Raw genomic sequence first — 25,389 nt, 5'->3', positions numbered from 1 at the left:
CGCCGGGGCCGGTCGGCGGGCGCGAGCCGGGGCCGCGGTGCGATCGACCGCGAGCAGAGCGCCGCCATCCGGGACTGGGCGCGCCGCAACGGCCACAACGTGTCGACGCGCGGCCGGATCCCGGCCGACGTCATCGACGCGTTCCATGCGGCAACCTGATTCGGTGTTGCCAGATCCGCACGTCGCGGGCATTTCCCGGCACGGTCGGGCCGGGTCGCTGACGTTTCGCTGACGGCGAAGCGCTCCGGCGGTGCCTGCGGAAACGATTGAGCCGACCGCTGCGTTGATGCAGGCAAGCACCGGGAACAGGGCAGACGCGGCGGGCGGCAACGACTCGCGACGGCTGCGGGCCGGATGGGGAAGGAACCGCCAACCACGGCACCCGGGGCGGCCGCCCGATACAGTGGACGGCAGGTGCAATGCGGCTCGAAGCACACTTTCGGGACGCGGGGCGCCACCTATGCGATGGAGAGCAGGTAACCACCGATGTTCGAGAGATTCACCGACCGTGCCCGCAGGGTCGTCGTCCTGGCTCAAGAAGAAGCCCGGATGCTCAACCACAACTACATCGGCACCGAGCACATCCTCCTTGGACTCATCCATGAAGGCGAAGGCGTAGCGGCCAAGTCGCTGGAGTCGCTGGGCATCTCGCTCGAAGGTGTCCGCAGCCAGGTCGAGGAGATCATCGGCCAGGGCCAGCAGGCGCCGTCGGGCCACATCCCCTTCACCCCGCGCGCCAAGAAGGTGCTCGAGCTGTCGCTGCGTGAGGCGCTGCAGCTCGGCCACAACTACATCGGCACCGAGCACATCCTGCTCGGCCTCATCCGCGAGGGCGAGGGTGTCGCCGCTCAGGTGCTGGTGAAGCTCGGCGCCGAACTGACGCGCGTCCGCCAGCAGGTCATCCAGCTGCTGTCCGGCTACCAGGGCAAGGAGGCCGCCGAGGCGGGCACCGGGGGCCGTGGTGGCGAGTCGGGCAACCCGTCCACCTCACTGGTCCTCGACCAGTTCGGCCGCAACCTGACCGCGGCCGCGATGGAGGGCAAGCTCGACCCGGTGATCGGCCGCGAGAAGGAAATCGAGCGGGTCATGCAGGTGCTGAGCCGCCGCACTAAGAACAACCCGGTGCTGATCGGCGAGCCCGGCGTCGGCAAGACCGCCGTGGTCGAGGGTCTCGCCCAGGCGATCGTGCACGGCGACGTGCCGGAGACGCTGAAGGACAAGCAGCTCTACACCCTCGACCTCGGGTCGCTGGTGGCGGGCAGCCGGTACCGCGGTGACTTCGAGGAGCGCCTGAAGAAGGTGCTCAAGGAGATCAACACCCGCGGCGACATCATCCTGTTCATCGACGAGCTGCACACGCTCGTGGGTGCGGGTGCCGCCGAGGGCGCCATCGACGCGGCGTCGATCCTCAAGCCGAAGCTGGCCCGTGGCGAGCTGCAGACCATCGGCGCCACCACGCTCGACGAGTACCGCAAGTACATCGAGAAGGACGCCGCCCTGGAGCGGCGCTTCCAGCCGGTGCAGGTCGGCGAGCCGACGGTCGAGCACACGGTGCTGATCCTCAAGGGGCTGCGCGACCGGTACGAGGCCCACCACCGGGTCTCCATCACCGACGGCGCGATCGTGGCCGCGGCGACGCTCGCCGACCGCTACATCAACGACCGCTTCCTGCCGGACAAGGCGATCGACCTGATCGACGAGGCCGGCGCCCGGATGCGCATCCGCCGGATGACCGCTCCGCCGGACCTGCGCGAGTTCGACGAGAAGATCGCCGACGCGCGCCGGGAGAAGGAGTCCGCGATCGACGCGCAGGACTTCGAGAAGGCGGCGAGCCTGCGTGACCGGGAGAAGACCCTGGTCGCCCAGCGTGCCGAGCGGGAGAAGCAGTGGCGCTCCGGCGACCTCGACGTGGTCGCCGAGGTCGACGACGAGCAGATCGCCGAGGTGCTCGGGAACTGGACCGGCATCCCGGTGTTCAAGCTCACCGAGGAGGAGACCACCCGTCTGCTCCGCATGGAGGACGAGCTGCACAAGCGGATCATCGGCCAGGAGGATGCCGTCAGGGCCGTCTCCAAGGCGATCCGCCGCACCCGTGCCGGGCTGAAGGATCCCAAGCGCCCGTCGGGCTCGTTCATCTTCGCCGGCCCGTCCGGTGTCGGTAAGACCGAGCTGTCCAAGGCGCTGGCGAACTTCCTGTTCGGCGACGACGACGCGCTCATCCAGATCGACATGGGCGAGTTCCACGACCGCTTCACCGCCTCGCGGCTGTTCGGTGCCCCTCCGGGCTACGTCGGCTACGAGGAGGGCGGCCAGCTCACCGAGAAGGTGCGTCGCAAGCCGTTCAGCGTGGTGCTGTTCGACGAGATCGAGAAGGCCCACCAGGAGATCTACAACAGCCTCCTGCAGGTCCTCGAGGACGGCCGCCTCACCGACGGTCAGGGCCGCACGGTCGACTTCAAGAACACCGTGCTGATCTTCACGTCGAACCTCGGCACGTCCGACATCAGCAAGGCGGTGGGCCTCGGCTTCACCCAGGGTGGCGGCGAGAACAACTACGAGCGGATGAAGCAGAAGGTCAACGACGAGCTGAAGAAGCACTTCCGCCCGGAGTTCCTCAACCGCATCGACGACATCATCGTCTTCCACCAGCTCACGACCGATCAGATCGTGATGATGGTCGACCTGATGATCGGCCGGGTCTCCAAGCAGTTGAAGGCCAAGGACATGACGATGGAGTTGACCGATAAGGCCAAGTCGCTGCTCGCCAAGCGCGGGTTCGACCCGGTGCTCGGGGCGCGGCCGCTGCGTCGGACCATCCAGCGCGAGATCGAGGACCAGCTCTCCGAGAAGATCCTGTTCGAGGAGATCGGCCCCGGTCAGCTCGTCACCGTCGACGTCGAGAACTGGGACGGCGAAGGTGCCGGCGAGGACGCGAAGTTCACCTTCAGCGGTGGGCCGAAGCGGCCTGAGGCCGTCGAGCCGGATCTGGCCAGCGCCGGCGCGGCAGGCGCTCCCACCGCCGTCGTCGAATAGCAGCGCACGACCGCACGACGAAGCGGGCGGCTTTCCCTCACGGGAAAGCCGCCCGTTTTTCGTCACGCGTCGCCAAGGAACGCGCCCAGTGCTTACGATGCTCAGGTAATCGGCGGGCGAAGGAATCTGGTGAGAGTCCAGAACGGTCGCGCCACTGTGACAGTCAGACCCGACGTCCGCCACCCTGCCAACGGGACGCGACATCCCGAAAGGACCGGTCAATGACATCTCCTCAGGCTCGCGAGAGCGCAGCACCCGCACTCGACCTCTCCGCCACCCGCGCCGCGGTGTGGCTCTCGGCCACCGCCTTCCTCGCCCTCCTGGTGCTGTACTTCATCGGCCTGGACCAGGGCGCGACGTCGGTGTTCGGCAACAACACCGCCGTCCACGAGTTCGTCCACGACGCACGCCATCTCCTCGGGTTCCCCTGCCACTGACCAGCCGTAGGGAGAACAAATAAACATGGAGAAGCAGATCATCGGTCGCGGCCTTCTGGCCGGGGCCGCAGCGGGCGTGCTCGCGTTCGTCTTCGCCCGCATCTTCGTCGAACCCGTCATCGAGCGGGCCATCGGCTATGAGGAGGGTGTCGGCGCCGCGCACGAGGCGTTGGAGGCCGGCGCGCACGCGGGCCACAGTCACGGCGAGGACGGGGGCGGCTTCAGCCGCGCCGTGCAGATGAACATCGGCATGGGACTGGGCGTGCTGCTGTTCAGTCTGGCCATCGGCGCCATCTTCGCGGTGGTGTTCGCGGTGGCCTACGGCCGGGTCGGCGCCATCTCGGCCCGCCTGCTGTCGGTGTACGTGGCCGGCGGAATGTTGTTGAGCCTCTACGTCGTCCCGTTCCTCAAATACCCGGCGAGCCCGCCCGCGCTCAGCCTGGACGAGACGATCCGGCAGCGCACGCTGCTGTACCTGCTGATGGTGGTCCTCTCGGCGGCGTTCCTGGTCGGCGCGGTCTACCTCGGCAGGCGGCTCACCGACCGGCTGGGCACCTGGAACGCCACCGTGGCGGCTGCGGGCGCCTATCTGGTGGCGGTCACGGTGCTGATGCTGGCGCTGCCCGCCATCCACGAGACGCCGGGTCCGCTGAGAGACGACGGGGGCGCCATCGTCTACGAGGGCTTTCCGGCCGACGCCCTGTACGAGTTCCGGTTGTTCTCGCTCGGCACGCAGGTGGTCATGTACGTGACGATGGCGCTGGTCTTCGCGGCCCTGGTGTCGCGACTGCTGGACGGCAAGCGCCACGAGGCGCTGAGCCGACAGTGAGTGAGGTCGTCCGGCTGACCCTCGTCTCGCACGCGATGACCGATGCGATGGCAGCCGGACGATTCCCCACCGACGAACCCCTGAACTCGACGGGCCACCGGCAGGTCGACGCATGTGTGGAGCTTGGCCGCACCGACTCTGCCTACTGCGGGCCGGAGAAGCGCGCCCGGCAGACCGCAGAACTGCTCGGCCTGCCCGCTCGCATCGAACCCCGGCTGGCCGACCTGGACTGCGGCCGGTGGCGCGGTGACGTACTGGGCGGGGTGCGGCCGGCCGAGCTCGCGATCTGGCTGACCGATCCGGCGCGCGCGCCGCACGGGGGCGAGTCGGTGGTGGACCTGATCGGCCGGGTGGGCACCTGGATGGAGTCACTGACCAGCCGGCGTGGCCGGCTGGTCGCCGTGACCCACCCGTCGGTGATCCGCGCCGCGATTCTGATCGCCCTCGACGCGCCGCCGAAGTCCTTCTGGCGCATCGACATCGCGCCGGTGAGCCGCACGGTGATGCACTTCCGGGGTCACGCCTGGACGCTGCGGTCCGCCGTCTAGCGGCCGACCGGCACCAGCGCGAACGTCTGGTGCACGATCGACAGCAGCCACGCCGCGGCGGTGGTGCTGCGGTATCTGGGCCAGTTGAGCTGGAAGCTCACCACCCACGGCTGGCCGGTGTTGTCGACGGCGTACCAGGAGAACGTCAGGTCGCCGGGCAGGTTGCCGCCCTTGGCGCCGATGTAGGTCCACCTCTTGCGGTCGAGGTCGACGCCGGGGATGGCCGACAGGATGTCTCGCACGGGAGCGGCGGGCCCGACCGCGGCCGCCTGCAGCGCCAGGTGCACGCGGCAGATGTCGGCGGCGCTGCCGTACCACTCGGCGCCGTGGGTCGACGCCGGGGTGTGGGTGCGGGCGGGGTCCGGCTCGTAGGGCCGGTTCTTGGTTTGCTGCAGCAGCTGTGCGCGCCGCGGGGGGTCGGCCTGCTTCCATTCCTCACGCAGGTCCGGCTCGCCCCAGCCGACCGAGAACAGCTCGTGCATCGTCGGGAACGGCGTCATGCTGGCCGGATCGTGGTGTCCGGCCGTCTTGAGCGCGTGCTCGACGGCGCCCGGCCCCAGCCTGTCGATCAGCAGGTCGGTGGCCATGTTGTCGCTGGCCGAGATCATCTGCTGTGCGGCGTCGCGGACCGAGACCTGTGCGCCCGGCGGTAGCTCCTCGAGCCCGGCTGAGCCGACCGCCTTGCCCTGCTCGGTGATGGTCAGCCGGTCGTCCCAGGAGACCCGGCCCGCGGTGACGGCCTCGGCGACCGCGAGCAGCACGTAGAGCTTGAAGATCGACGCCAGCGGCAGCGACAGGTCGAGATTGGTGCCTGCGACGGTGTCACACCTGGCGCCGGTCCCGGGGGCGCCGGGCACCACCCGGGACACCTGGTAGGAGTACCGGGCGCCCGACGCGGTCAGCTCCCGGTCGATGTCTGCCCAGTTGCGGATGACCGTGGGTTGCAGTGAGACGTCGAACTGGTCGACCAGGCCGTCGTCGTCGGTGCGCAGCACGATGTCCTGGGCGACCCCGTATGACGTCTTGACGTGCAGGGTCGCGGTGCCCGCGCCGATGTCGACGCCGGTGACGGTGATCGGCCGGTCCCACCACAGATTGCCCATGGCGTCGATGATGTGGTCCACCTGATCGGGTGCGGCCATCGTGCGCACGTTGACGTCGCCGATGGGCCAGTCGGAGTTGACCATGTCCATGGTCTGCCTCGCGCGCAGGCCCTGCGGCGTGGTGGTCCCGATGTGAGCGCCGTAGGCGGCGTCCGCGGGTGCGGTGCCCGCATTGCCGCACCCGGAGGCGATGGTGACGACGAGGGCGGCAGCGGTGAGCAGGCCGGTGGCCCGGCGTCCCGCCCGCCTCGCGTCAGCTCTTGTCGTTGCTGCCGGCAACGTCCAACACGACCTCGAACTCCAGCAACGATGCCCCTGTCGCGACGGGGTTGTTCTGCTGGCCCTTGTGCGCCTCGATCGCCGGGCCCGTGGCCCAGGCCTGGAACGCCTCTTCGGTCTCCCACTGCGTCACCACGAAGTAGCGGTCCTCGCCCTTGACCGGCCGCAGCAACTGGAAGCCCAGGAAGCCGGGCTGGTTGTCCACCGCGTGCGCGCGGTGGGCGAACCGCTTCTCCAACTCGGGGCCGGCGTTCGGCGGCACCTCGATTGCGTTGATCTTCACCACGGACATGCGGTCAGGTTACCGCTTCGCCCACTGGGCAAGATGGCGGCATGCGCTCCGAACTGCTCACCCCGCGCGGCAGCCCGCCCGATGGCCGGGGCACTCCGCTCGTGCTGGTCCACGGTCTGATGGGTCGCGGCAGCACGTGGTCGCGGCAATCGCCGTGGCTGGCGCGCTTCGGCGCGGTGTACACCTACGACGCGCCGTGGCACCGGGGCCGCGATGTCGTCGACCCCCACCCGATCGGCACCGAGCGGTTCGTCGCCGACCTCGGCGACGCCGTCGGGGAACTCGGCCGGCCGGTGGTGCTGGTGGGCCACTCCATGGGTGCGCTGCACTCCTGGTGTCTTGCGGCGGCGCGACCCGATCTGGTGAGCGCGCTGGTGGTCGAGGACATGGCGCCGGACTTCCGCGGCCGCACCACCGGCCCGTGGGAGCCCTGGGTGCACGCGCTGCCCGTCGAGTTCGGCACCGCGCAGCAGGTCTACGACCAGTTCGGACCGGTGGCCGGCCAGTACTTCCTCGAGGCGTTCGACCGGGTGGCCACCGGCTGGCGGCTGCACGGGTATCCGCGGCACTGGATCGAGATCGCCGCCGAGTGGGGTGTGCGCGACTACTGGGAGCAGTGGTCGGCGGTGCGGGCGCCTGCGTTGCTGATCGAGGCGGGCAACGGTGTCACGCCCACCGGGCAGATGCGCCGGATGGATGAGGCCGGCCACCGGACGACGTATCTGCTCGCGCCCGAGGCCGGTCATCTGGTGCACGACGACGCGCCGCAGCTCTACCGGAAGGCGGTCGAGGCGTTCCTATCGACGCTCGCCGACAGCGCCTGAGGCCGGCCACACGGGGTGCTGCTCGAAGCGGGTCCGGATGGCGTCGACGTCGTGGCTGACGCGGTGGAAGTCGCGGTCGTCCTCGAAGAGCCGGCCCATCATCGGGGCCGACACCCGGAACTGGTCGAGGTGCAGTCGCAGCACGCCGGACCGGTGTGCCGCCCAGCCGAGCGTCGCGGCCAGCGCGAACGGTGCTGACATGATGAGGATGGCGAGTGCGATGTTCATGGCAGTAATTCTTCGCAACGCCACATACCGCCAACAGTGGCGGAACTGACACGGTGCGATAAGATGCTGCCATGGCGATCAAGAGCGTGTCGGCGATGGTGCTGGATGGTCTGGCGGTCTTCGAATTCGGTGTCATCTGCGAGGTGTTCGGCATCGACCGGTCCGCGGACGGCGTTCCCAACTTCGATTTCAAGGTGTGCGGCCCGGTCGCGGGTGTGCCCGTCCGGACGTCGGTCGGCGCGTCGGTCACCCCCGACCACGACTTCAGTCATCTCATCGGCGCCGACCTGGTGGCGGTGCCCGCCATCTCGGCAGGGCCGAACGGCTACCCGCCGGACGCCCTCGAGGCGCTGCGGACGGCCAGTGCGGCCGGCTCGATCATCCTCACCGTGTGCTCCGGCGCGTTCGTCGTGGGCGCCGCGGGTCTGCTCGACGGCCGTCCCTGCACCACGCACTGGATGCACGCCGACGAACTGGCCCGGATGTACCCGACCGCGCTGGTCGACCGCAACGTGCTGTACGTCGACGACGGTGACCTGATCACCAGCGCGGGCACCGCGGCGGGCATCGACGCCTGCCTGCACCTGGTGCGGCGGGAACTGGGCAGCGAGGTCACCAACAAGATCGCCCGGCGGATGGTGGTGCCGCCGCAGCGCGACGGCGGCCAGCGCCAGTACATCGACCAGCCGATCCCGGTGCGCTGCTCGGAGAGGTTCGCCCCGCACCTGGACTGGATCCTGGCGCACCTCGAGAAGCCGCACACCGTGGCCACGCTGGCCCGGCGCGCCAACATGTCGGCGCGAACCTTCGCCCGCCGGTTCGTCGAGGAGACCGGCACCACCCCGATGCAGTGGGTCACCGACCAGCGCGTGCTCTACGCCCGCCGGATGCTCGAGGAGAGCGACCTCGACATCGACCACATCGCCGAGCGGTCGGGCTTCGGCACCGCGACCCTGCTGCGGCACCACTTCCGCCGGTTGATCGGGGTGACGCCGTCGGATTACCGCCGTCGCTTCTGCTGCACCGGCAACGACACCGGCAGCGCCAGCACACTGGACGACGAATTCGCCGCGGTGATAGCCGAATCCGAGCAGACGGCGTAGCGCTCAGCCGCCCTCGCCGGCCAGTGCGAACCGGCCGTCGGCGGTCTGCTCCACCAGCCCGTCGACCAGAAGCGAGTCGAGTGCCCGGTCGCGCTGGGCGGTGTCGGTCAGCCAGGCCAGGTCCAGCTGCGCACGGCTAACCGGAGAGTCGTTGCCGCGCAACACGTCCAGCAGCCTGCCGCGGCACTGGCGGTCGGTGCCCGCGTACTTCTGCGGCCGCCGTGCCGGCGCGACGGCAGCGGGATAGCCAAGCGACTTCCACGCGCACGCACTGAGCGGGCACAACCCGCAGCGCGGGCCGCGGGCCGTGCACACCGTGGCGCCGAGTTCCATCAGCGCCACCGAGAACACCGGCGCCCGATCGCCGTCGGGCAGCAGCGCCTCGACGTCGGCGAGGTCACGGGTGCTGGCCGGGGCGTCGGCCCGGCCGTGCACCGCCCTGGCCACCACCCGCCGGACGTTGGTGTCCACCACCGGAACACGCTGCCGGTAGGCGAAGCAGGCGACGGCGCGGGCGGTGTAGGCGCCGATGCCCGGCAGCGTCAGCAGCGTCTCGACGTCGGCGGGCACCTCGTCGCCGTGGTCGGCGGCGATCACCGTCGCGCACTCGTGCAACCGCTTGGCCCGGCGCGGGTAACCCAGCTTGCCCCACGCCCGCAGCACCTCGCCGGCGCCCGCCGCGGCGGTGGCCGACGGGGTGGGCCAGCGCGCGATCCAGTCGAGCCAGATCGGTTCCACCCGTGCCACCGGTGTCTGCTGCAACATGAATTCGCTGACCAGGATCTGCCATGCGCTCACGCCCGGTCTGCGCCACGGCAGGTCGCGCTGCGCGTGGGCGTACCACGTCAACAGCTCGGCCGGTGCGATCACCGGGAACCGCTCGGGCAGAATGTCGGCCATGCCCAATTCGAGTCCGAAGTCGGCGTGGAAGGCACTCACCGAGGGTAACGAGCGCTTCGTTGCCGGCCGTCCACAACACCCCAGCCAGAGCATCGAGCACCGGGCCAGCCTGGCCGCAGGTCAGAAGCCCACCGCCGTGGTGTTCGGCTGCGCCGACAGCAGGGTGGCCGCGGAGATCATCTTCGACCAGGGGCTCGGCGACATGTTCGTGGTGCGCACCGCGGGCCACGTCGCCGACTCGGCGGTGCTGGGCTCCATCGAGTACGCGGTGACCGTCCTCGACGTGCCGCTGGTGGTCGTCCTCGGTCACGACAGCTGCGGCGCGGTGAAGGCCACCCTCTCCGCGCTCGAGGATGGCGAGGTGCCCGGCGGCTACGTCCGCGACATCGTCGAGCGGGTGACGCCGTCGATCCTGCTGGGCCGCAACCAGGGTCTGACCCGCGTCGACGAGTTCGAGGCCAAGCACGTCATCGAGACGGTGCAGCAGCTGCGGGTGCGGTCGGCGCCGATCGCCCAGCGCATCCTCGACGGCACGCTCGCGATCGCCGGGGTGACCTACCACCTGGCCGACGGGCGGGTGGTGCTGCGCGACCACGTGGGCGACATCGGCGAAGGCTGAGCGCGACACGCCGAGTCACCTCGGACGACTATGCGTGACCTGGCCTTACCGTGAACTTGTGCTGGATGTGGAACCGCAGGGCCCGCTGCCCCCTGAGATCTACCGGCGGCGTAGGGCGCTCGCGCTCGGTGTCGGCGTACTCGTCGTCGGCATCATCGCCGCCCTCGTCATCATCATCGTGACCAGCGGTTCCGGTGGCGAGACCGCAGATCAGCAGACGCCGACCACCGCCGCCGCGCCCACCCCGCTGCCGGGGGAGAACCCCGAGATCAAGACGCCCGTCGTGCCTCCTGCGCAGGCCGCCCCGCCGCCGACGCCGACACCGACCGCCGCGGTGACGCCGCCGCCGGTGCTCAAGGAGGGCGACGACTGCCCCGACTCCACGCTCGCGGTCAAGGGCATCACCAGCCAGCCCGAGTACGTCGTCGGCGACCAGCCGAAGTTCACCATGGTCGTCACCAACATCGGCCTGGTCGCCTGTCAGCGCGACGTCGGCGCCGCGGTGCTGGCCGCCTACGTCTACGCACTGGACAACACCCGGCTGTGGTCGAACCTCGACTGCGCGCCGTCCAACGAGACACTGGTCAAGACGTTCGCACCGGGTGAGCAGGTGACCACCGAGGTCACCTGGACCGGAATGGGATCCGCGCCGGACTGCCCGCTGCCGCGTCAGCCGATCGGCCCCGGCACCTACAACCTGATCGTGCAGTTGGGCAATCTGCGGTCCGCCACGGTGCCGTTCATTCTGGCCGCTCAGCCGGGCGCCCCTGCGCCCGTGGGTGCGCCGCCGGGGCCGGTGCCGCCCGTCGGCTGACGCCGGGTCAGGCCAGCCGGTCGGCGATCGTCGACTCGGCCAGCAGCGACAAACCCTCCCGGATGTGGCGCGCCCACATCGAGCCGATGCCCTCCACCGACTGCAGGTCGTCGGCGCTGGCGGCGAGCAGGCCCTGCAGCGACCCGAACGACCGGACCAGCAGGTCGACGTGGGCGAACTGCAGCCGCGGGATGCCCGCCATCGCCCGGTAGCCGCGCGAGCTCATCGCCGAGTCCTGCGCCTCCGGGGTGGACGGGTAGCCGAAAACCCTTGCCAGCGTGGTGAAGTCGAGCAGCTCCGCGTCGGACAGCCCGTCCAGCTCCTCCAGCGTGGCGCCGACCTGCGCCGGGGACGGCGGATCGGGGTTGGCGTGATAGTCGCGCACGATCAGCTCGCGGGCGGTGTCGTTGTCGCCGACCAGTTCCTCGAGCTGGAGCTTGAGCTGACGGCCGTCGGTGCCCAGTTCCACCACGTCGGCGTCGATCTCGAGGCTGATCCGTCGCACCATCTCCAGCCGCTGCACCACGGTCATCACGTCGCGCAGCGTCACGAAGTCCTCGATCTCGGCGGTGGACAGCTGCCTGCTCACCTCGTCGAGCCGGGTCTTGTAGCGCTCCAGGGTGTCGATCGTCTGATTGGCCCGCGACAGGATGGTCGGGGTGTCGGGAACCACGTGCCGCTCGCCGGCGACGTAGACGGTGACGATGCTCATCGAGTGGCTCACCGAGATCACCGGATACCCGGTCTGGATGGCGGTGCGCTCGGCCGAGCGGTGCCGGGTGCCGGACTCGTCGGTGGGGATCGACGGATCGGGCACCAGCTGCACGTTCGCGCGCAGGATGCGGCTGCCGTCGGTGGACAGCACCACCGCGCCGTCCATCTTGGACAGCTCACGCAGCCGGGTGGGCGCGTAGCGGATGTCGAGTTCGAACCCGCCGTCGCAGATCACCTCGACGCTGTCGTCGTAGCCGAGGACGATCAACGCGCCGGTGCGGCCGCGCAGGATGCGCTCCAGGCCGTCGCGCAGCGGGGTCCCGGGTGCGAGCCTGCCCAGCGTCTCCCGCAGCGTCGGACGCGTCAGTGGCACCACGTTGCGCCCGGTGCGGCCGGTCCGGCCGGTCGACTTCACTGCCATGGCTACTCCTCGGATCGGGCGCTATTGTCCGCGATCCGGCGCAGCACCCGCAATGCCGCGCCGATGTTGTCGGCGTGCAGCACGCGCATCCCCTTCGGGACGGACTTCAATCCGGCGGGCACCACAGCCGAGGTGAAGCCCAGCCGCGCCGCCTCGGCGAGCCGGCGATCCATCCCGGTGACCCGGCGCAGATCACCGGCCAGCCCCACCTCGCCGATCACCACCGAATCGGCGGGCATGGCCAGGTCCTTGCGCGCCGAGGCCATCGCGAGCGCGATGGCGAGGTCCGCCGACGGGTCGGTGAGCCGCATGCCGCCGACGGTGGACAGGTAGATGTCCTGGCTACCGACGCCGAGGCGGAGGTGCTTGTCGAGTACGGCGGCGATCATCGCGGCGCGGGCCGAGTCGATGCCGCTGACCGCGCGTCGCGGCATCGCCGCGGTGGGCGCACCGACCAGCGCCTGCACCTCACCGATCAGCGGCCGTTTTCCGTCGAGGGTGACGGTGACGGCGGTGCCGGGCACGGGCGTGGTGCGCTGGTCGCGGAACAGTCCGGACGGGTCGGCGACCCCCTCGATCCCGGTGTCGTGCAACTGAAAACAGCCCACCTCGTCGGCGGCGCCGAACCGGTTCTTGACGCCGCGCACCATCCGCAGCGTCGACGCCCGGTCCCCTTCGAAGTGCAGCACCACGTCGACCAGGTGCTCCAGCGACCGCGGCCCCGCGATGGCGCCGTCCTTGGTCACATGCCCGACCAGCAGCACCCCGACGCCGCTGGTCTTGGCATAGGAGGTGAGTGCGGTGGTGACCGCCCGCACCTGCGTCACCCCGCCGGGTACGCCGTCGGTCTCGGCGCTGGTCATGGTCTGCACCGAGTCGACGATCACCAGCGTCGGCTGCACCGCGTCGATGTGGCCGAGCGCGGTCGACAGGTCGGATTCGGCGGCCAGGTACAGCTCGTCGTGGGTGCAGCCGGTGCGTTCGGCGCGCAACCGGACCTGGCCGGCCGACTCCTCACCGGACAGGTACAGCGCGCGCCGGCCCGCCGCGGCCCACCGGTGGGCGACCTCGAGCAGCAGCGTCGACTTGCCGACGCCCGGCTCGCCGGCCAGCAGTGTCACCGAGCCGGGGACCAGCCCACCGCCCAGCACCCGGTCGAGTTCGGCGACGCCGGTGTCGACATGGCGCGTGGTGCCCGCGGAGATGGTGCTGATGGGCACCGCAGGGGAGCCGGGCATGCGCAGCGCCGTGCCTGCCCCGCCGAGCTGTCCGGTCCGGACGGGCGCGAGGAGCGCTACCTCTTCGACGGTGCCCCAGGTGCCGCACTCAGCGCAGCGGCCGACCCACTTGGCGGTGATGTGCCGGCACTCCGAGCAGCGGTACTGCGCGCGCGCTCTTGCCACAGGTCGACGGTATCCCGCGCGACCGACAGAACGTCAGTGTCCGGCGCCGTGTCCCTCGTCGCCTTCGTTGTCGAGCTGGCCGGGATCGTCGCGGCGCTGTTGTTCGCCGGCGGAGATCGGCACCGCGACGGTGGTCTTGCCGCCGCGCTCGAAGGTGAATTCGAAGTCGTAGGTCAGGCCGTTGGAGATCGGCTTGGTCAGCGTCACCTCGGCGGTGACGGTGTCGGCGGCCTCGACGGCCTCCAGCGGCGCGATCTGCCCGTCGGGCTCGCCGACGATCAGGGCGCCACCCGCGGGCACCTGGGCGTCGCCGGCCAGGGTGACGGTCGCGACGTCGGACCGGATGGACACCAGCTTGTCGTTGACGTCGGGGGAGTTGTTGGCGGCCACGAAGAGCAGTTCGGCGTCGCTGCCCGGGCGCACGTAGTCGGATTTCTGCGGGGCCCGCAGGTGCACGTTGCGCAGTGAGATCTCACCGGCGTTGGCGCTGACGCCGTTGATCGCGGGTTCCTGGGTGGCCGTCTGGGCGATCTGCCCGGCGCTGCATCCGCTGAGTGTCATGGTCGCGGCCAGCCCGGCGACGGCCAGGCCGGTGGTGACCGCCGAAGCGCGCAGTCCGAAGCGGTTCACTCGAGCCTCCTGGGTGCGGGTCCGACGACGACGGACCGACGACAAGTCGTTCGACTATGCAGAGTAGTAGGTGCGGTGAGCGCGCGGTACCGCAGGGCGCAGGGTGTTTGCGCGTAAGGCCGGCGCGGGTCATCCAGGCAAGGGTTGCCTTGCACGGATTCCTGGCTCTGTCAACCCCTGGTCTTCCCGGTCAACGCCCCTGACCTGCATCGTTGATCCCCGCCTGTCCGGGCGTCGTGTTAACATGGACACGTGAAAGGGGCTCGAAACTGATGATTTTCAAGGTCGGAGACACCGTTGTTTACCCACATCACGGTGCTGCGTTGATCGATGCGATCGAAACCCGGACGATCAAGGGCGAGCAGAAGGAGTACCTCGTTCTGAAGGTCGCCCAGGGTGATCTGACCGTTAGAGTGCCCGCTGACAACGCCGAATATGTCGGCGTTCGCGATGTGGTCGGACAGGAGGGCCTGGACAAGGTCTTCCAGGTGCTGCGCGCCCCGCACACCGAGGAGCCGACCAACTGGTCGCGCCGCTACAAGGCCAACCTCGAGAAGCTGGCGTCGGGTGACGTCAACAAGGTCGCCGAGGTGGTTCGCGACCTGTGGCGCCGGGACCAGGAGCGCGGCCTGTCGGCCGGCGAGAAGCGGATGCTGGCCAAGGCTCGGCAGATCCTCGTCGGCGAACTCGCACTGGCCGAGAACACCGATGACGAGAAGGCCATGAACATCCTCGACGAGGCGCTTGCTGCCGCGTCCTGACGCGCAATGACCACGGTGGCCGTCGTGCCGGCCGCGGGATCCGGTCAACGGCTCGCGGCTGGTGTTCCCAAGGCGTTCGTCACTCTTTCCGGTCGACCGATGCTCGAACATGCGCTGGTCGGTCTCCGGGAGTCCGGGGTGGTCGACAGTGTGGTGGTGGCGGTGCCGCCGAACCGCACCGACGAGGCCAAGCTGGTCTTCGGCGCCCATGCCGTGATCGTCGCCGGCGGGGCCGACCGCACCGAATCCGTGCGCTTGGCTCTCGACGTGGTGGGCGACGCGGAATTCGTGCTGGTGCATGACGCTGCCCGCGCGCTGACCCCGCCATCGCTGATCGTGCGCGTGGTGCGTGCACTGCAGGACGGCCACACCGCCGTCGTGCCTGCGCTCCCGCTGACCGACACCATCAAGGCCGTCGACGCGAACGGCGCGGTGCTCGGCACGCCGGAGCGGGCGGGACTGCGCGCCGTGCAGACCCCGCAGGGCTTCCACACCGACGTGCTGCGCCGCGCCTACCGGTCCGCTGTGGGTGGCGGGTTCACCGACGACGCGTCGATGGTCGAGCACATGGGTGGTCAGGTGCAGACCGTCGACGGGGACCCGCTGGCCTTCAAGATCACCACACCGAACGACCTGCTGCTGGCCGAGGCCCTGCTGGGCGCACGGGTGTGAGGGGCCGGTGATGAACCTGCCGCGGGTCGGCCTCGGCACCGACGTGCACCCCGTGCAGGCAGGCAGGCCGTGCTGGCTGCTCGGCCTGTTGTTTCCCGACGACGACGGCTGCGAGGGGCACTCCGACGGCGACGTCGCCGCGCACGCGCTGTGCGACGCGCTGCTCTCGGCGGCCGGGCTCGGCGACCTGGGGTCGGTGTTCGGCACCGGCCGCGAGGAGTGGCGGGGCGTCGGCGGGGCGGACATGCTGCGCCACGTGCACGGTCTGCTGCGGGCCGAGGGCTTCCGCGTGGGCAACGCCGCCGTGCAGGTCATCGGCAACCGACCCAAGATCGGGCCGCGGCGGGCGGAGGCGCAGCAGTTGCTGACCGAGCTGCTCGACGCGCCCGTGTCGGTGTCGGCGACCACCACCGACGGCCTCGGACTCACCGGGCGCGGCGAGGGACTGGCGGCGATCGCGACGGCTCTTGTCGTCGCCGATGCCGGAATGTCGTAAACCTGCCGGTAAGCTGGCGCGTCGTGACCGAAGCCCGCGCCGGAGGCGACCTCCGCCTCCACGACACCTGGACCGGTGGCGTGCGCGACTTCGTCCCGCTGCGCGACGGGCATGTGTCGATCTATCTGTGTGGCGCAACGGTTCAGGGCCTTCCGCACATCGGCCACGTCCGCAGCGGCGTCGCCTTCGACGTGCTGCGCCGCTGGCTCACCGCCAAGGGCTACGACGTCGCGTTCATCCGCAACGTCACCGACATCGACGACAAGATCCTCAACAAGGCGGCCGACGCCGGCCGGCCGTGGTGGGAGTGGGCGGCCACCTTCGAGCGGGCGTTCTCGGCCGCCTACGACGCCCTCGGCGTGTTGCCGCCCTCGGCCGAACCGCGCGCGACCGGGCACATCACCCAGATGGTCGAGTTGATCGAGCGGCTCATCGACCAGGGGCACGCCTACACCGGTGACGGCGACGTGTACTTCGACGTGGCCAGCTACCCGGACTACGGCAGGCTGTCGGGGCACCGCATCGACGACGTCCACCAGGGTGAGGGCGTCGCCACCGGCAAGCGTGACCAGCGTGACTTCACGCTGTGGAAGGGCGCGAAACCCGGTGAGCCGTCGTGGCCGACGCCGTGGGGGCCCGGCCGCCCGGGCTGGCACACCGAGTGCGTGGCGATGTGTGAGTCCTATCTCGGCGCCGAGTTCGACATCCACGCGGGCGGAATGGATCTGGTTTTTCCCCACCACGAGAACGAGATCGCCCAGGCCAAGGCCGTCGGCGACGGCTTCGCCCGGTACTGGCTGCACAACGGCTGGGTCACCATGGGCGGCGAGAAGATGAGTAAGTCGCTGGGCAACGTGCTCTCCATTCCCGCTGTGCTGCAACGGGTTCGGCCCGCGGAACTGCGGTACTACCTGGGCAGCGCGCATTACCGGTCGATGTTGGAGTTCTCCGAGAACGCACTGCAGGACGCGGTGAAGGCCTACACCGGCATCGAGGACTTCCTGCACCGGGTGTGCAGCCGCGTCGGCACCGTGGTGCCCGGCGACTGGACGCCGAGATTCGCCGCCGCACTCGACGACGACCTGGCGGTGCCCGCCGCGCTGGCCGAGGTGCACGCCGCCCGCGCCGAGGGCAACCGGGCGCTCGAGTCCGGCGACCACGAGACGGCGATGGGCCACGCCCGCGCCATCCGGGCGATGATGGGCATCCTCGGGTGCGACCCGCTCGACGAGCGCTGGGAGTCCCGCGACGAGACGACGGCCGCGCTGGCCGCGGTCGACGTGCTGGTGCAGTGGGCGCTGGCCGGCCGCGCCGAGGCGCGCGCCAGCCGGGACTGGGCCACCGCCGACCAGATCCGCGACCGCCTCAAAGAGGCCGGCATCGAGGTCACCGACACCGCCGACGGTCCCCAGTGGACGCTGCTCGACGGCCACAGCAAGGACGACTGACCATGGCGGGTAATTCCAGGCGGCGCGGCGCGGTACGCAAGGAGGGCACCAAGAAGGGGCCGACGGTCGGTTCGGGCGGGGTGCGCAGACGGGGCCTCGAGGGCCGCGGCGCGACGCCGCCGGCCAATCAGCGGCCCAGCCACCCGGCGGCGAAACGTGCGGCCAAGGCCGCGAGGTCACAGCAGGGCAGGCAGAAGAAGCCCGAGGACACCACCGAACTCGTGCTGGGCCGCAACCCGGTGGTGGAGTGCCTGCGGGCGGGGGTGCCCGCGACGGCGCTCTACGTGGCGCTGGGCGCCGACAACGACGAACGCCTGACCGAGGCGGTGCAGATCGCCGCCGACGCCGGCATCTCCATCCTCGAGGTGCCGCGTTCCGACCTGGACCGGATGAGCGGGTTCACCCTGCACCAGGGGCTCGGACTGCAGGTGCCGCCCTACGACTACGCCCATCCCGACGACCTGCTGAAGGCGGCCAAGGCCGCCGACGCGCCGCCGCTGCTGGTCGCGCTGGACAACATCTCCGACCCACGGAACCTCGGCGCGATCGTGCGGTCGGTGTCGGCGTTCGGCGGCCACGGCGTGCTGATCCCGCAGCGCCGCTCGGCCTCGGTCACCGCCGTCGCGTGGCGCACCAGCGCGGGCGCGGCGGCCCGCCTGAGGGTGAGCCGGGCCACCAACCTGACCCGCACGCTGAAGTCGTGGTCCGACGCCGGTCTGCAGGTGGTCGGGCTGGACGCCGACGGCGACATCACGGTCGACGAGCTCGAGGGCACGGGGCCGATGGTGGTCGTGGTGGGTTCCGAGGGCAAGGGGCTCTCACGGCTGGTCCGCGAGACCTGCGACGCCGTCGTGTCGATCCCGATGGCCGGGCCGACGGAGTCGCTGAACGCGTCGGTGGCCGCAGGCGTGGTGCTGGCCGAGATCGCCCGCCAGCGGCGCAGCTGAGCTATCCCCGTCGGGGCCGGGTCAACACGAACCGGTCCACCACCTCGGTGTCGCCGTACGGTCCGCGCACGGCGAGATAGGTGCCCGTCATCGTGGTCGGCCCGCCGGGCGGGCCGGGATCGACGTCGAACACCAGGAATCCGCAGGGGTTCTCGACGTCGCGCACCGCCGACCACACCGCGGCCTCCTCGACGTAGCGGGGCACCCGCAGGCCCGACACCGGGTCCACCTCGCCGACGCCGACGAGGACTCGACACCGCGCGTCGGGGAAGAGCATCCGGTTCGACGGCACCGACGTGCCGCCCGCGCCGGCCATCACGTGCACGGTGCCGCTGCTGGTGTCGACGGTCAGCGGGTCGGCGCCGACCGGGCGCGGGGTCAGCACGCCGGTGGGCAGGGTGCCGCGGCACGGATGGCTGCGTTCGTAGTGGTGCTCGTGGCCGCACAGCACCAGGTCGACGCCGTAGCGGTCGAACAGCGGCAACCAGTTCTCCCGGACGCCGAGGTCGGCGCCGTTGGTGCCGTCGCCGGTCGACACCGCCGTCTGGTGCATGCACACCACGATCCAGTCGATGTCGCCGTCCGCGGCGGTGCGCGCGAGTTCGGCCTCCAGCCAACACTTCTGGGCACCGCCGGAGTAGCCGCGGATGTAGGAGTTGCCGGCATCCTGGTAGCAGACGTCGTCATTGTTGAGGCTGATCACCCGGACCGAACCGGCGGTGAACGCATACCACAGCCCGTGCAGGCCGGGCCCGGCGCCGGAGTCGGGCAGCGCGAAGTAGGACTGGTAGGCCGCATAGCCGACCGGGCCGTTGCCGAGTTCGTTCTCGTGGTTGCCCGCGGCGGGCATCCACGGCCGGTGCCTGGCCGAGCGGGAATTGTTCTCCAGCCAGTCCGACCAGGCCCGGATCCGGTCGCCCGACAGGTTGGCGTAGGCCAGATCGCCGTTGCACAGGTTGAACAGCGGCCGCGTCCGCTCGACGGCCGCGGTGATGTCGCCCGCCGCGGGTGAGCCGATGCTGTCGCTGACGAATCGGCCCTTGCGCGCGGCGTTGAGCATCGGGCTGCCCTGGTCGCCGAAGCTGGTGAACCGCAGCGGGGCCCGGCCGCGCGGGGCGGTGCGCACGGTGCCCAGCGCGGGCTCGGCGCCGTCGTGCACGGCGGCGTAGACGTAGTTCGCGCCGGGCCGCAGCGCGGTCAGCCGGGCGTGGTGGGCCAGGATCTCTTTGCCCGACATGGCATCCAGGTAGCCGGTCGTCTCGGCGTCGGCCACCTCGCGGAACCCGTCGGCGGGCGTGCCGTAGTGCACGCGGGGGTGGCGCACCGGCGCCGCGGTGTGCCAGGACACCACGACCTCGGTCGCGGCGTCGGCGCCGAACTGCAGGTGGAGTCCGCCGACGCGCGGGGCGGCGGAGTCAGGATCGTCGGGCACGTCAGCCGTGCTACTCGGCCATTGCGAACGGCACCTCAATGGGGCGTGAACGCCGGCATGCGGACACCACGTCAGCCGACGCTGATGAGCGTGTTCGACTTCGGCTCGATGCCCGCCCCCGGTGTCATCCGTCGCAGCCGCCGGATCGCCCACGGTGCGGCGAACGAGATCGCCCACCGGACATTGGTGTACACGTCGGCGCCCGACGCCGGCGCGGGGACGAAGTTCGGCACCGGCGCCGCGCGCGACCCGGTGTCCGGAAGCGCCTCGAGCACCCGCGCCGCCATCACCTCGTGGCCGAGAGGCGAGAGGTGCACCCGATCGCCGTCCCACAGCAGCGGGTCGCGGAACTCGTCGAACCGCCAGAAGTCCACCAGGCCGATGCCGAGGTCGTCGGTGGTGGTGCGCAGCAGTTCGTTGTAGATGGCGGCCCGGCCGCGCAGTCCGCGGAACAGCGGCTTGGCGCCGAGGTCGGGTGCGGTGAAGGCGAGCACCACCGCGCCGGTCTGCTGCAGCGCCTTGAGCCCGTCGGCGTAGCGGGCCATCACCGCGTCGGTGTCGACGGCCAGCGCCATCAGGTCGTTCATGCCTGCGTACACGGTGACCAGGTCGGGTTCGAGCAGCGCGCACAGCGGGATCTGCTCGGCCACGATGTCGTCCATCACCCGGCCACGCACGGCGAGGTTGGCGTACCGGAAGCCCGGATGATCCTCGGCGAGGTGGGCGGCCACCCGGTCGGCCCAGCCGCGCAATCCGTTCCTGCTGCCCGGATGCGGGTCACCGACCCCTTCGGTGAAGGAGTCTCCGATCGCGACGTATCTGCTGAACGTCACCACGGGTGCAATTGTGCCCAGTCCCGGCCGGATCCGCTCGGTACGCCACGGCTCAGACGCCGATCAGCCGGATTCCGGCCCAGAGCGCGACCACCGCGGCGACCAGGGTCAGCGGCACGGTGACCACTCCGATCCGGCTGAACGCGAGCGCGCCCGCCGGGATGTCGTGTCTGCGGACCACGTTGCGCCACAGCAGGTTCGCCAGCGATCCGACGTAGGTGAGGTTGGGCCCGATGTTGACACCGATCAGCACCGCGAGCACGGCGGCCGGGCCTGCGCCGGCGATCAGCGGGAGCAGCACCAGCACCGCGGGCAGGTTGTTGACGACGTTGGACAGCACCGCGGCGACAACCGCGATCCCCAGCAGCGCGGGCAGGGTGTGGCCGCCGGGCAGCACGTCGCGCATCCCGTCGTCGAGGCCGTGCACCATCACCGCCTTCACCACCACGCCGAGCGCCAGCACGAACGCCAGGAACGGCACGTTGACCGCTCGCGCGATGCCGGCCACCGAACTTCGGCGCTGCGCAAGGCTGCGCAGGCCGAGCACCACCGCCCCGGCCAGTGCCGCCCAGGCCGGTGCCAGCCCGGCCAGCGAGGTGAGCGCGAAGCCGAGCAGCGTGAGCGCCAGCACCACGAGCACGAACACCGGCACCTCCGCGGGCGGCGGGTGGTCGGCGTGCCGCGGTGTCACGGCCAGATCGCGGGCGAACAGCCAACGCAGCAGCGCGAACTCGACGAGGATCGTGACCAGCCAGGGCAACGCCATCAGTGCGGCGAACCGGGTGAACGACAGCCCGGCCGCCGCGAACGCCAGCAGATTGGTCAGGTTGGACACCGGCAGCAGCAGCGACGCACTGTTGGCCAGGTGGGCGGTTGCGTAGGCGTGGGGCCGCGCCGGTATCGACAGGGTCGCCGCGGTGGCGATCACCACCGGCGTCAGCAGCACCACGGTGGCGTCCAGGCTCAGCACCGCGGTGACGGCGGCCGCGACGACGAACACCATCCGCAGCAGGCGCCGCGGATCGCCTGCGCTGACCCGGGCCATCAGCACGCCCGCGGCGTGGAACAGCCCTTCGTCGTCGCACAGCCGCGACAGCACCAGCACCGCGGCCAGGAACCCGACCACCGGCAGCAGCTCCCGGATCTCGGTGGCGGCGTCGTCGAGTGAGATCGTGCCGATGCCGACCAGCAGCGCCGCGGCGGGCACGGCGACGACCGCCTCGGGCAGCCCGCGCGGGCGGACCACCGCGAACGCCAGCACGACGGCGAGCAGCAGCAGGCTGATGACCAACGCGCGTGACATCCTTCCGAACTTTCGATGACGAAACTGCGTTGGTCCGCCTCGAGCCTGCCTGCGGCTGCGCCGGCGCCGATAACGTCTCAGCCATGCGCAGAGCTGCCACCCTCATCATGCTCGTCGCCGCCGCGGTCGCGTTCGGCGGCGCACCCCCTGCCGCCGCGCAGCCGTCGGGCTTCGACCTGCAGGCGCACCGGGGTGGGCGCGGCGAGACCACCGAGGAGTCGCTGCGGGCGTTCACCAAGGCGCTCGAACTGGGGGTCAGCACGCTCGAACTGGACATCGTCGTCACCAGGGACGACCAGCCGCTGGTGTGGCACGACCCGAGGATCGCACCGGAGAAGTGCGCGGACACCGCCCCGGCGTTCCCCGGCGACCCGCAGTTCCCCTACGTCGGCAAGCTGGTGCGTGAGCTCACCCTCGCCCAGATCCGCACGCTCGACTGCGGCCAGCTGCTGGCCGGCTACCCCGACGCCGAAGTGGTGCGGGGCAACAGGATCGCCGTCCTGCCGGAGGTGTTCGCCCTCGCCGACGACTTCGGGGCCGACGTGCGGTTCAACATCGAGACCAAGGTGGAGGCCGAACACCCCGAGGAGTCGGCGCCGCCGGAGGTCTTCGTGGACGTGATCCTCGCGGCGGTGCGGGCGGCGGGCAAGGTCGGCCGGGTCGACATCCAGAGTTTCGACTGGCGCACGCTGCCGATGGTGCGCCGGGCGGAGCCGTCGATCCCGCTGGTCGCGCTGTGGGACGAGACCACCTGGGTGCCCGGTTCGCCGTGGCTGGCCGGCATCGACCCGGCGGCGACGCCCGACCCGATCGCCGCCGCGCAGCGAGTCGGCGCGAACATCCTGTCGCCGGGCTACTCGGTGCCCTACGGGCAGACGCCCGCCGATCCCGGCTTCGCGCTGGTGGCCGACCGGGCCTTCGTCGACCGGGCGCACGCGGCGGGCCTGCGGGTGATCCCGTGGACGATCAACGACGAGGGCGCGATGCGTGCGCAGATCGCCGCGGGCGCCGACGGCATCATCACCGATTACCCGACCCGGCTGCGCGCGGTGCTGGCCGACCTCGGGATGCCGCTGCCGCCGGCGTATGTCCGGATCAGGTGAGCCAGGGGTCCTCGCGCTGCCACAGTGTCGGCAGGTGCAGCGGCACGCCGTCTGCCTCGGCGAGGCGCGTGAGCACGCGCACCGAGAAGTCGAGGTCGTCGCCGGCGTAGGGCAGCGCCCGCAGCGGCCGGTGCAGCGGCCGGAAGAAGTCGTCCCAGTGGATGAGCACGACGCGGCGGGCGCCGACCGCGCGCACCACGTGGGTCCAGTAGTCGACGACGTAGCGCTCGGGCTGCACGCCGAGCTGGCCGACCCCGAGGTAGACGACATCGGCCTGGCTGCCGTCGAGCGCGCCGGGCACGAAGCCCGCGCTGCCGACGATCAGCAGCCGCCGGCCGGTGGGGGAGTGCTCGATCATCGTCGACCACGCGTCGCCGCAGCGGTAGGCCGACGCCCGCACCGGCGGCGTGACGGGTTCAGTGATCGCACCCGGGAACCGGTCGGGTGGGCAGTGTTCCGACTCGAGAAGCGTGACGCGGTAGGCGCCGAGCGTCATCGCCGTCCCGGGTTCGGCGACGAGCAGCCGGTCGGCGGGCAGTCCGTGGCCGCGGCCCACCTGGGCGGCAGAGGCGCCGCCGACGAGCGCGGCGCCGGTGCGCTCGGCGACCAGCGCGGAGTCGAGCGCGTGGTCGAAGTGGGTGTGCACCGGCAGCACGGCGTCGAGCCGCTGCACGCCGAGCCGGGCGAGGCAGCCGTCCACACGGGGCGGTGACGGCGCGATCCGGCGCAGCCCGACCGACAGCAGGCCGGGCCGGGAGAAGAAGCCGTCGGTCATCAGCGCCGACGTGCCGTCGTCGACCAGCAGGGTGGTGACGCCGGCCCACGTGACGGTCAGCGGGCTGTCGGCGTCGGCGGCGGGCGCGTCGAAGAGGTGGGCGTGGGCATCGAGGTCGGGCCGGCCGGCGCGAAGGCGCATGGCCCCACCCTAGAGCGGCGCTGCGCCCTGGCCGCCGTCGTGGCCGTCGTTGACCGCGGGGTCCTTGGCCACGTCCTCGTCCAGGTCGTCGCAGGGATCCTCGTGCCGGTCGCCGAACGGGTCGGGGTACGACGGCCACTCGCCGGGACGGGCGAGCTCGTCGTCGGTGAGCAGGGCGCGGTCGAGGGCGCGGGTGATCACGTCGGGGTCGGCGCCGCACAGCAGCGCGGTCATCGACACGTGGCGGTCGCCGAACCGGTCGTCCCAGTGCAGTGCGGCCAGCGCGGAGCGGTCGGGTGCGACGTAGGCGCGCTGGTTGGCCGACATCGCTGCCAGCCACTCGCCGGCGTGGCCGACATGCAGCCCGCCGCCGGCGGATTCGATCCAGACGACGGCGTCGGGCCGGCTGGCGAGCCACGCCCGCCCGCGTACCCGCACCACGCCGTCGAGCAGGTCGTCGATGGCCTGGTGCAGCCGGTGCGGGTGGAACGGGCGGCGCGCGGTGAACTCGATGAGCCGGATGTCGCCGTCGGCGCGCAGCGGTGGTTCGCCGGCCAGCAGCGGGTCGTGTGGGTTGTGCTCGCGGCCGCGGCGGGCGTCGGGCTCCAGGTTGGCCAGGGCCGTCTCGACGTGGTCGGTGCCGACGGTGAGCCGGGCCCTTGGCGCCAGCCTGCGCAGCACCGCGAGCGTCCTCGGTTCCGGTGCGGTGAGCACCAGCACGTCGGCGAACTCGGCCTGCCCGACCGCCACCTGGGCCACCGTGCGGTTGTCGTCCAGTTCGTCCTCGCCGAGCGCCTGCTCGAGCCAGTCCGCGGAATCCACACAGGTCACCACGGATTCGATACGGACATCGCGGCCGGCCGGGCCGTCGATGTAGCCCGGCCCGACGTGCACCGGGATGTTCTCGATCGCCCAGCAGACGGGTTCGGGTTCCAGCCACGGTTGCAGCTGCACCACGATGCGTTCGACGTCACTGCGACGGTGCAGCCTGCGCAGCAGCAACAGCAGATCGTTACGGACGGTGCAGCCGACACAGCCCCCTGTCAGCTCCAGCGGCCACTCGGACAGCTCGACCTGGTCGCCCCGCCGGATCGCGACCGCGCGCACCACCACCTGACCGTCGAAGCGGTGTAGCACCGCGACGGTGCCAGGCGTCCGCAGCAGCAGATCGCTCACCTTGTTGACGTAGCCCTGGCCGGCGACGACAACCACCGGTGTCCGCATCACACCTCCGTCGTGTTGACAATCGTTTTCATTTACTCGGTGGTTACGCTACCGTCTCCGTCGACGCTTGTCGAAAA

The 25,389-nt window shown here is 70.9% G+C and carries 26 protein-coding genes and 1 pseudogene; 15 read left to right on the top strand and 12 right to left on the bottom strand.

The genetic code is table 11. The features are described 5' to 3' along the window. The 5 genes and pseudogenes from lsr2 to H7I41_RS22085 all read left to right on the top strand — a co-directional run. Positions 1 to 159 (top strand): annotated as a pseudogene (lsr2, locus tag H7I41_RS22105) (histone-like nucleoid-structuring protein Lsr2); the annotation flags it as partial. Between the two features lie 327 nt (positions 160 to 486). Then, a complete protein-coding gene (gene clpC1, locus H7I41_RS22100) occupies positions 487 to 3,033 on the top strand; it encodes an ATP-dependent protease ATP-binding subunit ClpC (protein ID WP_264014765.1) in 2,547 nt (848 codons plus the stop codon). A 221-nt stretch (positions 3,034 to 3,254) separates the two neighbouring features. Then, positions 3,255 to 3,470, top strand: coding sequence for a CbtB domain-containing protein (locus H7I41_RS22095; RefSeq protein ID WP_264014764.1), 216 nt, complete (start codon positions 3,255 to 3,257; stop codon positions 3,468 to 3,470). A gap of 25 nt (positions 3,471 to 3,495) precedes the next feature. Beyond that, the gene (locus H7I41_RS22090; protein ID WP_264014763.1) at positions 3,496 to 4,299 is read left to right on the top strand and encodes a CbtA family protein; all 804 of its coding nucleotides are present in this window, start codon (positions 3,496 to 3,498) and stop codon (positions 4,297 to 4,299) included. Further along, entirely contained in the window at positions 4,296 to 4,847 is a 552-nt protein-coding gene (locus H7I41_RS22085) for a histidine phosphatase family protein (RefSeq protein WP_264014762.1), read from the top strand. The genes H7I41_RS22090 and H7I41_RS22085 overlap by 4 nt, the downstream gene beginning before the upstream one ends. Here the strand turns inward: H7I41_RS22085 and H7I41_RS22080 are convergent. Beyond that, positions 4,844 to 6,229: a serine hydrolase gene (locus H7I41_RS22080; protein WP_264014761.1), complete on the bottom strand. Its 1,386-nt coding sequence runs from the start codon at positions 6,227 to 6,229 to the stop codon at positions 4,844 to 4,846. The genes H7I41_RS22085 and H7I41_RS22080 overlap by 4 nt on opposite strands. Continuing rightward, on the bottom strand, positions 6,204 to 6,521 hold the full coding sequence (gene mhuD / locus H7I41_RS22075; protein ID WP_264014760.1) for a mycobilin-forming heme oxygenase MhuD: 318 nt from the start codon (positions 6,519 to 6,521) through the stop codon (positions 6,204 to 6,206). The genes H7I41_RS22080 and mhuD overlap by 26 nt, the downstream gene beginning before the upstream one ends. A 41-nt stretch (positions 6,522 to 6,562) precedes the next feature. Between mhuD and H7I41_RS22070 the strand changes: the two genes are divergently transcribed. Next, positions 6,563 to 7,345 (top strand): alpha/beta fold hydrolase, encoded by a 783-nt coding sequence (locus tag H7I41_RS22070; protein WP_264014759.1) that lies wholly within the window; start codon positions 6,563 to 6,565, stop codon positions 7,343 to 7,345. On the opposite strand, the gene H7I41_RS22065 is transcribed toward H7I41_RS22070, so the two are convergent. After that, on the bottom strand, positions 7,319 to 7,573 hold the full coding sequence (locus tag H7I41_RS22065) for a hypothetical protein (protein ID WP_264014758.1): 255 nt from the start codon (positions 7,571 to 7,573) through the stop codon (positions 7,319 to 7,321). The genes H7I41_RS22070 and H7I41_RS22065 overlap by 27 nt on opposite strands. 71 nt (positions 7,574 to 7,644) lie before the next feature. On the opposite strand from H7I41_RS22065, the gene H7I41_RS22060 reads away from it, so the two are divergent. Continuing rightward, a complete protein-coding gene (locus H7I41_RS22060; protein ID WP_264014757.1) occupies positions 7,645 to 8,676 on the top strand; it encodes a GlxA family transcriptional regulator in 1,032 nt (343 codons plus the stop codon). A 3-nt stretch (positions 8,677 to 8,679) separates the two neighbouring features. On the opposite strand, the gene H7I41_RS22055 is transcribed toward H7I41_RS22060, so the two are convergent. Further along, a complete protein-coding gene (locus H7I41_RS22055; RefSeq protein ID WP_264014756.1) occupies positions 8,680 to 9,576 on the bottom strand; it encodes an HhH-GPD family protein in 897 nt (298 codons plus the stop codon). On the opposite strand from H7I41_RS22055, the gene H7I41_RS22050 reads away from it, so the two are divergent. Together H7I41_RS22050 and H7I41_RS22045 are read left to right on the top strand one after the other, a co-directional pair. Then, positions 9,575 to 10,195, top strand: a complete 621-nt coding sequence (locus tag H7I41_RS22050) for a carbonic anhydrase (protein ID WP_264014755.1) — start codon at positions 9,575 to 9,577, stop codon at positions 10,193 to 10,195. The genes H7I41_RS22055 and H7I41_RS22050 overlap by 2 nt on opposite strands. A gap of 58 nt (positions 10,196 to 10,253) precedes the next feature. Beyond that, the gene (locus tag H7I41_RS22045) at positions 10,254 to 11,009 is read left to right on the top strand and encodes a hypothetical protein (RefSeq protein WP_264014754.1); all 756 of its coding nucleotides are present in this window, start codon (positions 10,254 to 10,256) and stop codon (positions 11,007 to 11,009) included. 7 nt (positions 11,010 to 11,016) lie between these two features. Here the strand turns inward: H7I41_RS22045 and disA are convergent, their stop codons facing one another. Genes disA through H7I41_RS22030 form a run of 3 tightly spaced genes read right to left on the bottom strand, consistent with a single transcriptional unit; the run spans position 11,017 to position 14,177 of the window. Continuing rightward, positions 11,017 to 12,144, bottom strand: a complete 1,128-nt coding sequence (gene disA, locus H7I41_RS22040) for a DNA integrity scanning diadenylate cyclase DisA (protein WP_276009363.1) — start codon at positions 12,142 to 12,144, stop codon at positions 11,017 to 11,019. Between the two features lie 2 nt (positions 12,145 to 12,146). Continuing rightward, positions 12,147 to 13,547 (bottom strand): DNA repair protein RadA, encoded by a 1,401-nt coding sequence (gene radA, locus H7I41_RS22035; protein WP_264014753.1) that lies wholly within the window; start codon positions 13,545 to 13,547, stop codon positions 12,147 to 12,149. Positions 13,548 to 13,580: 33 nt separating this feature from the next. Next, complete coding sequence (locus tag H7I41_RS22030) at positions 13,581 to 14,177, bottom strand: copper chaperone PCu(A)C domain-containing protein (protein ID WP_264014752.1); 597 nt, start codon at positions 14,175 to 14,177, stop codon at positions 13,581 to 13,583. A 272-nt stretch (positions 14,178 to 14,449) separates the two neighbouring features. On the opposite strand from H7I41_RS22030, the gene carD reads away from it, so the two are divergent. Genes carD through rlmB form a run of 5 tightly spaced genes read left to right on the top strand, consistent with a single transcriptional unit; the run spans position 14,450 to position 18,501 of the window. Beyond that, positions 14,450 to 14,938 carry an RNA polymerase-binding transcription factor CarD gene (gene carD, locus H7I41_RS22025; RefSeq protein ID WP_264014751.1) on the top strand — a complete coding sequence of 163 codons (489 nt, stop codon included), beginning with the start codon at positions 14,450 to 14,452 and terminating at the stop codon, positions 14,936 to 14,938. Positions 14,939 to 14,944: 6 nt separating this feature from the next. Continuing rightward, positions 14,945 to 15,610 carry a 2-C-methyl-D-erythritol 4-phosphate cytidylyltransferase gene (gene ispD / locus H7I41_RS22020; protein WP_264014750.1) on the top strand — a complete coding sequence of 222 codons (666 nt, stop codon included), beginning with the start codon at positions 14,945 to 14,947 and terminating at the stop codon, positions 15,608 to 15,610. Positions 15,611 to 15,620: 10 nt separating this feature from the next. Continuing rightward, entirely contained in the window at positions 15,621 to 16,106 is a 486-nt protein-coding gene (gene ispF, locus H7I41_RS22015) for a 2-C-methyl-D-erythritol 2,4-cyclodiphosphate synthase (protein ID WP_264014749.1), read from the top strand. A gap of 23 nt (positions 16,107 to 16,129) precedes the next feature. Further along, a complete protein-coding gene (gene cysS, locus H7I41_RS22010; protein WP_264014748.1) occupies positions 16,130 to 17,554 on the top strand; it encodes a cysteine--tRNA ligase in 1,425 nt (474 codons plus the stop codon). Positions 17,555 to 17,556: 2 nt separating this feature from the next. Next, entirely contained in the window at positions 17,557 to 18,501 is a 945-nt protein-coding gene (rlmB, locus tag H7I41_RS22005) for a 23S rRNA (guanosine(2251)-2'-O)-methyltransferase RlmB (RefSeq protein WP_264014747.1), read from the top strand. A gap of 1 nt (position 18,502) precedes the next feature. Here rlmB and H7I41_RS22000 read toward each other — a convergent pair whose 3' ends face one another. Genes H7I41_RS22000 through H7I41_RS21990 form a run of 3 tightly spaced genes read right to left on the bottom strand, consistent with a single transcriptional unit; the run spans position 18,503 to position 22,069 of the window. Next, positions 18,503 to 20,008, bottom strand: coding sequence for a purple acid phosphatase family protein (locus H7I41_RS22000; RefSeq protein ID WP_372503784.1), 1,506 nt, complete (start codon positions 20,006 to 20,008; stop codon positions 18,503 to 18,505). After that, entirely contained in the window at positions 20,005 to 20,769 is a 765-nt protein-coding gene (locus H7I41_RS21995) for an SGNH/GDSL hydrolase family protein (RefSeq protein WP_264014746.1), read from the bottom strand. Before H7I41_RS21995 ends, H7I41_RS22000 begins: the two co-directional genes overlap by 4 nt. A 49-nt stretch (positions 20,770 to 20,818) precedes the next feature. Next, positions 20,819 to 22,069 (bottom strand): SLC13 family permease, encoded by a 1,251-nt coding sequence (locus H7I41_RS21990; protein ID WP_264014745.1) that lies wholly within the window; start codon positions 22,067 to 22,069, stop codon positions 20,819 to 20,821. 83 nt (positions 22,070 to 22,152) lie between these two features. Here H7I41_RS21990 and H7I41_RS21985 point away from each other — a divergent pair, with 83 nt between their 5' ends. Next, positions 22,153 to 23,172: a glycerophosphodiester phosphodiesterase gene (locus H7I41_RS21985; protein WP_264014744.1), complete on the top strand. Its 1,020-nt coding sequence runs from the start codon at positions 22,153 to 22,155 to the stop codon at positions 23,170 to 23,172. On the opposite strand, the gene H7I41_RS21980 is transcribed toward H7I41_RS21985, so the two are convergent. Both H7I41_RS21980 and mrf read right to left on the bottom strand, forming a co-directional pair. Beyond that, on the bottom strand, positions 23,165 to 24,088 hold the full coding sequence (locus H7I41_RS21980; RefSeq protein ID WP_264014743.1) for an MBL fold metallo-hydrolase: 924 nt from the start codon (positions 24,086 to 24,088) through the stop codon (positions 23,165 to 23,167). The two genes, H7I41_RS21985 and H7I41_RS21980, sit on opposite strands and share 8 nt — an antisense overlap. 9 nt (positions 24,089 to 24,097) lie before the next feature. Next, positions 24,098 to 25,312, bottom strand: coding sequence for a ribosome hibernation factor-recruiting GTPase MRF (gene mrf / locus H7I41_RS21975; RefSeq protein ID WP_264014742.1), 1,215 nt, complete (start codon positions 25,310 to 25,312; stop codon positions 24,098 to 24,100). Positions 25,313 to 25,389: the final 77 nt, after the last annotated feature.

Origin of the sequence: [Mycobacterium] manitobense (assembly GCF_025821665.1) — a bacterium.
In the GTDB taxonomy this organism is placed as follows: Bacteria; Actinomycetota; Actinomycetes; order Mycobacteriales; family Mycobacteriaceae; genus Mycobacterium; species Mycobacterium arseniciresistens.
This window is presented reverse-complemented; position numbering and strand designations above follow the sequence as displayed.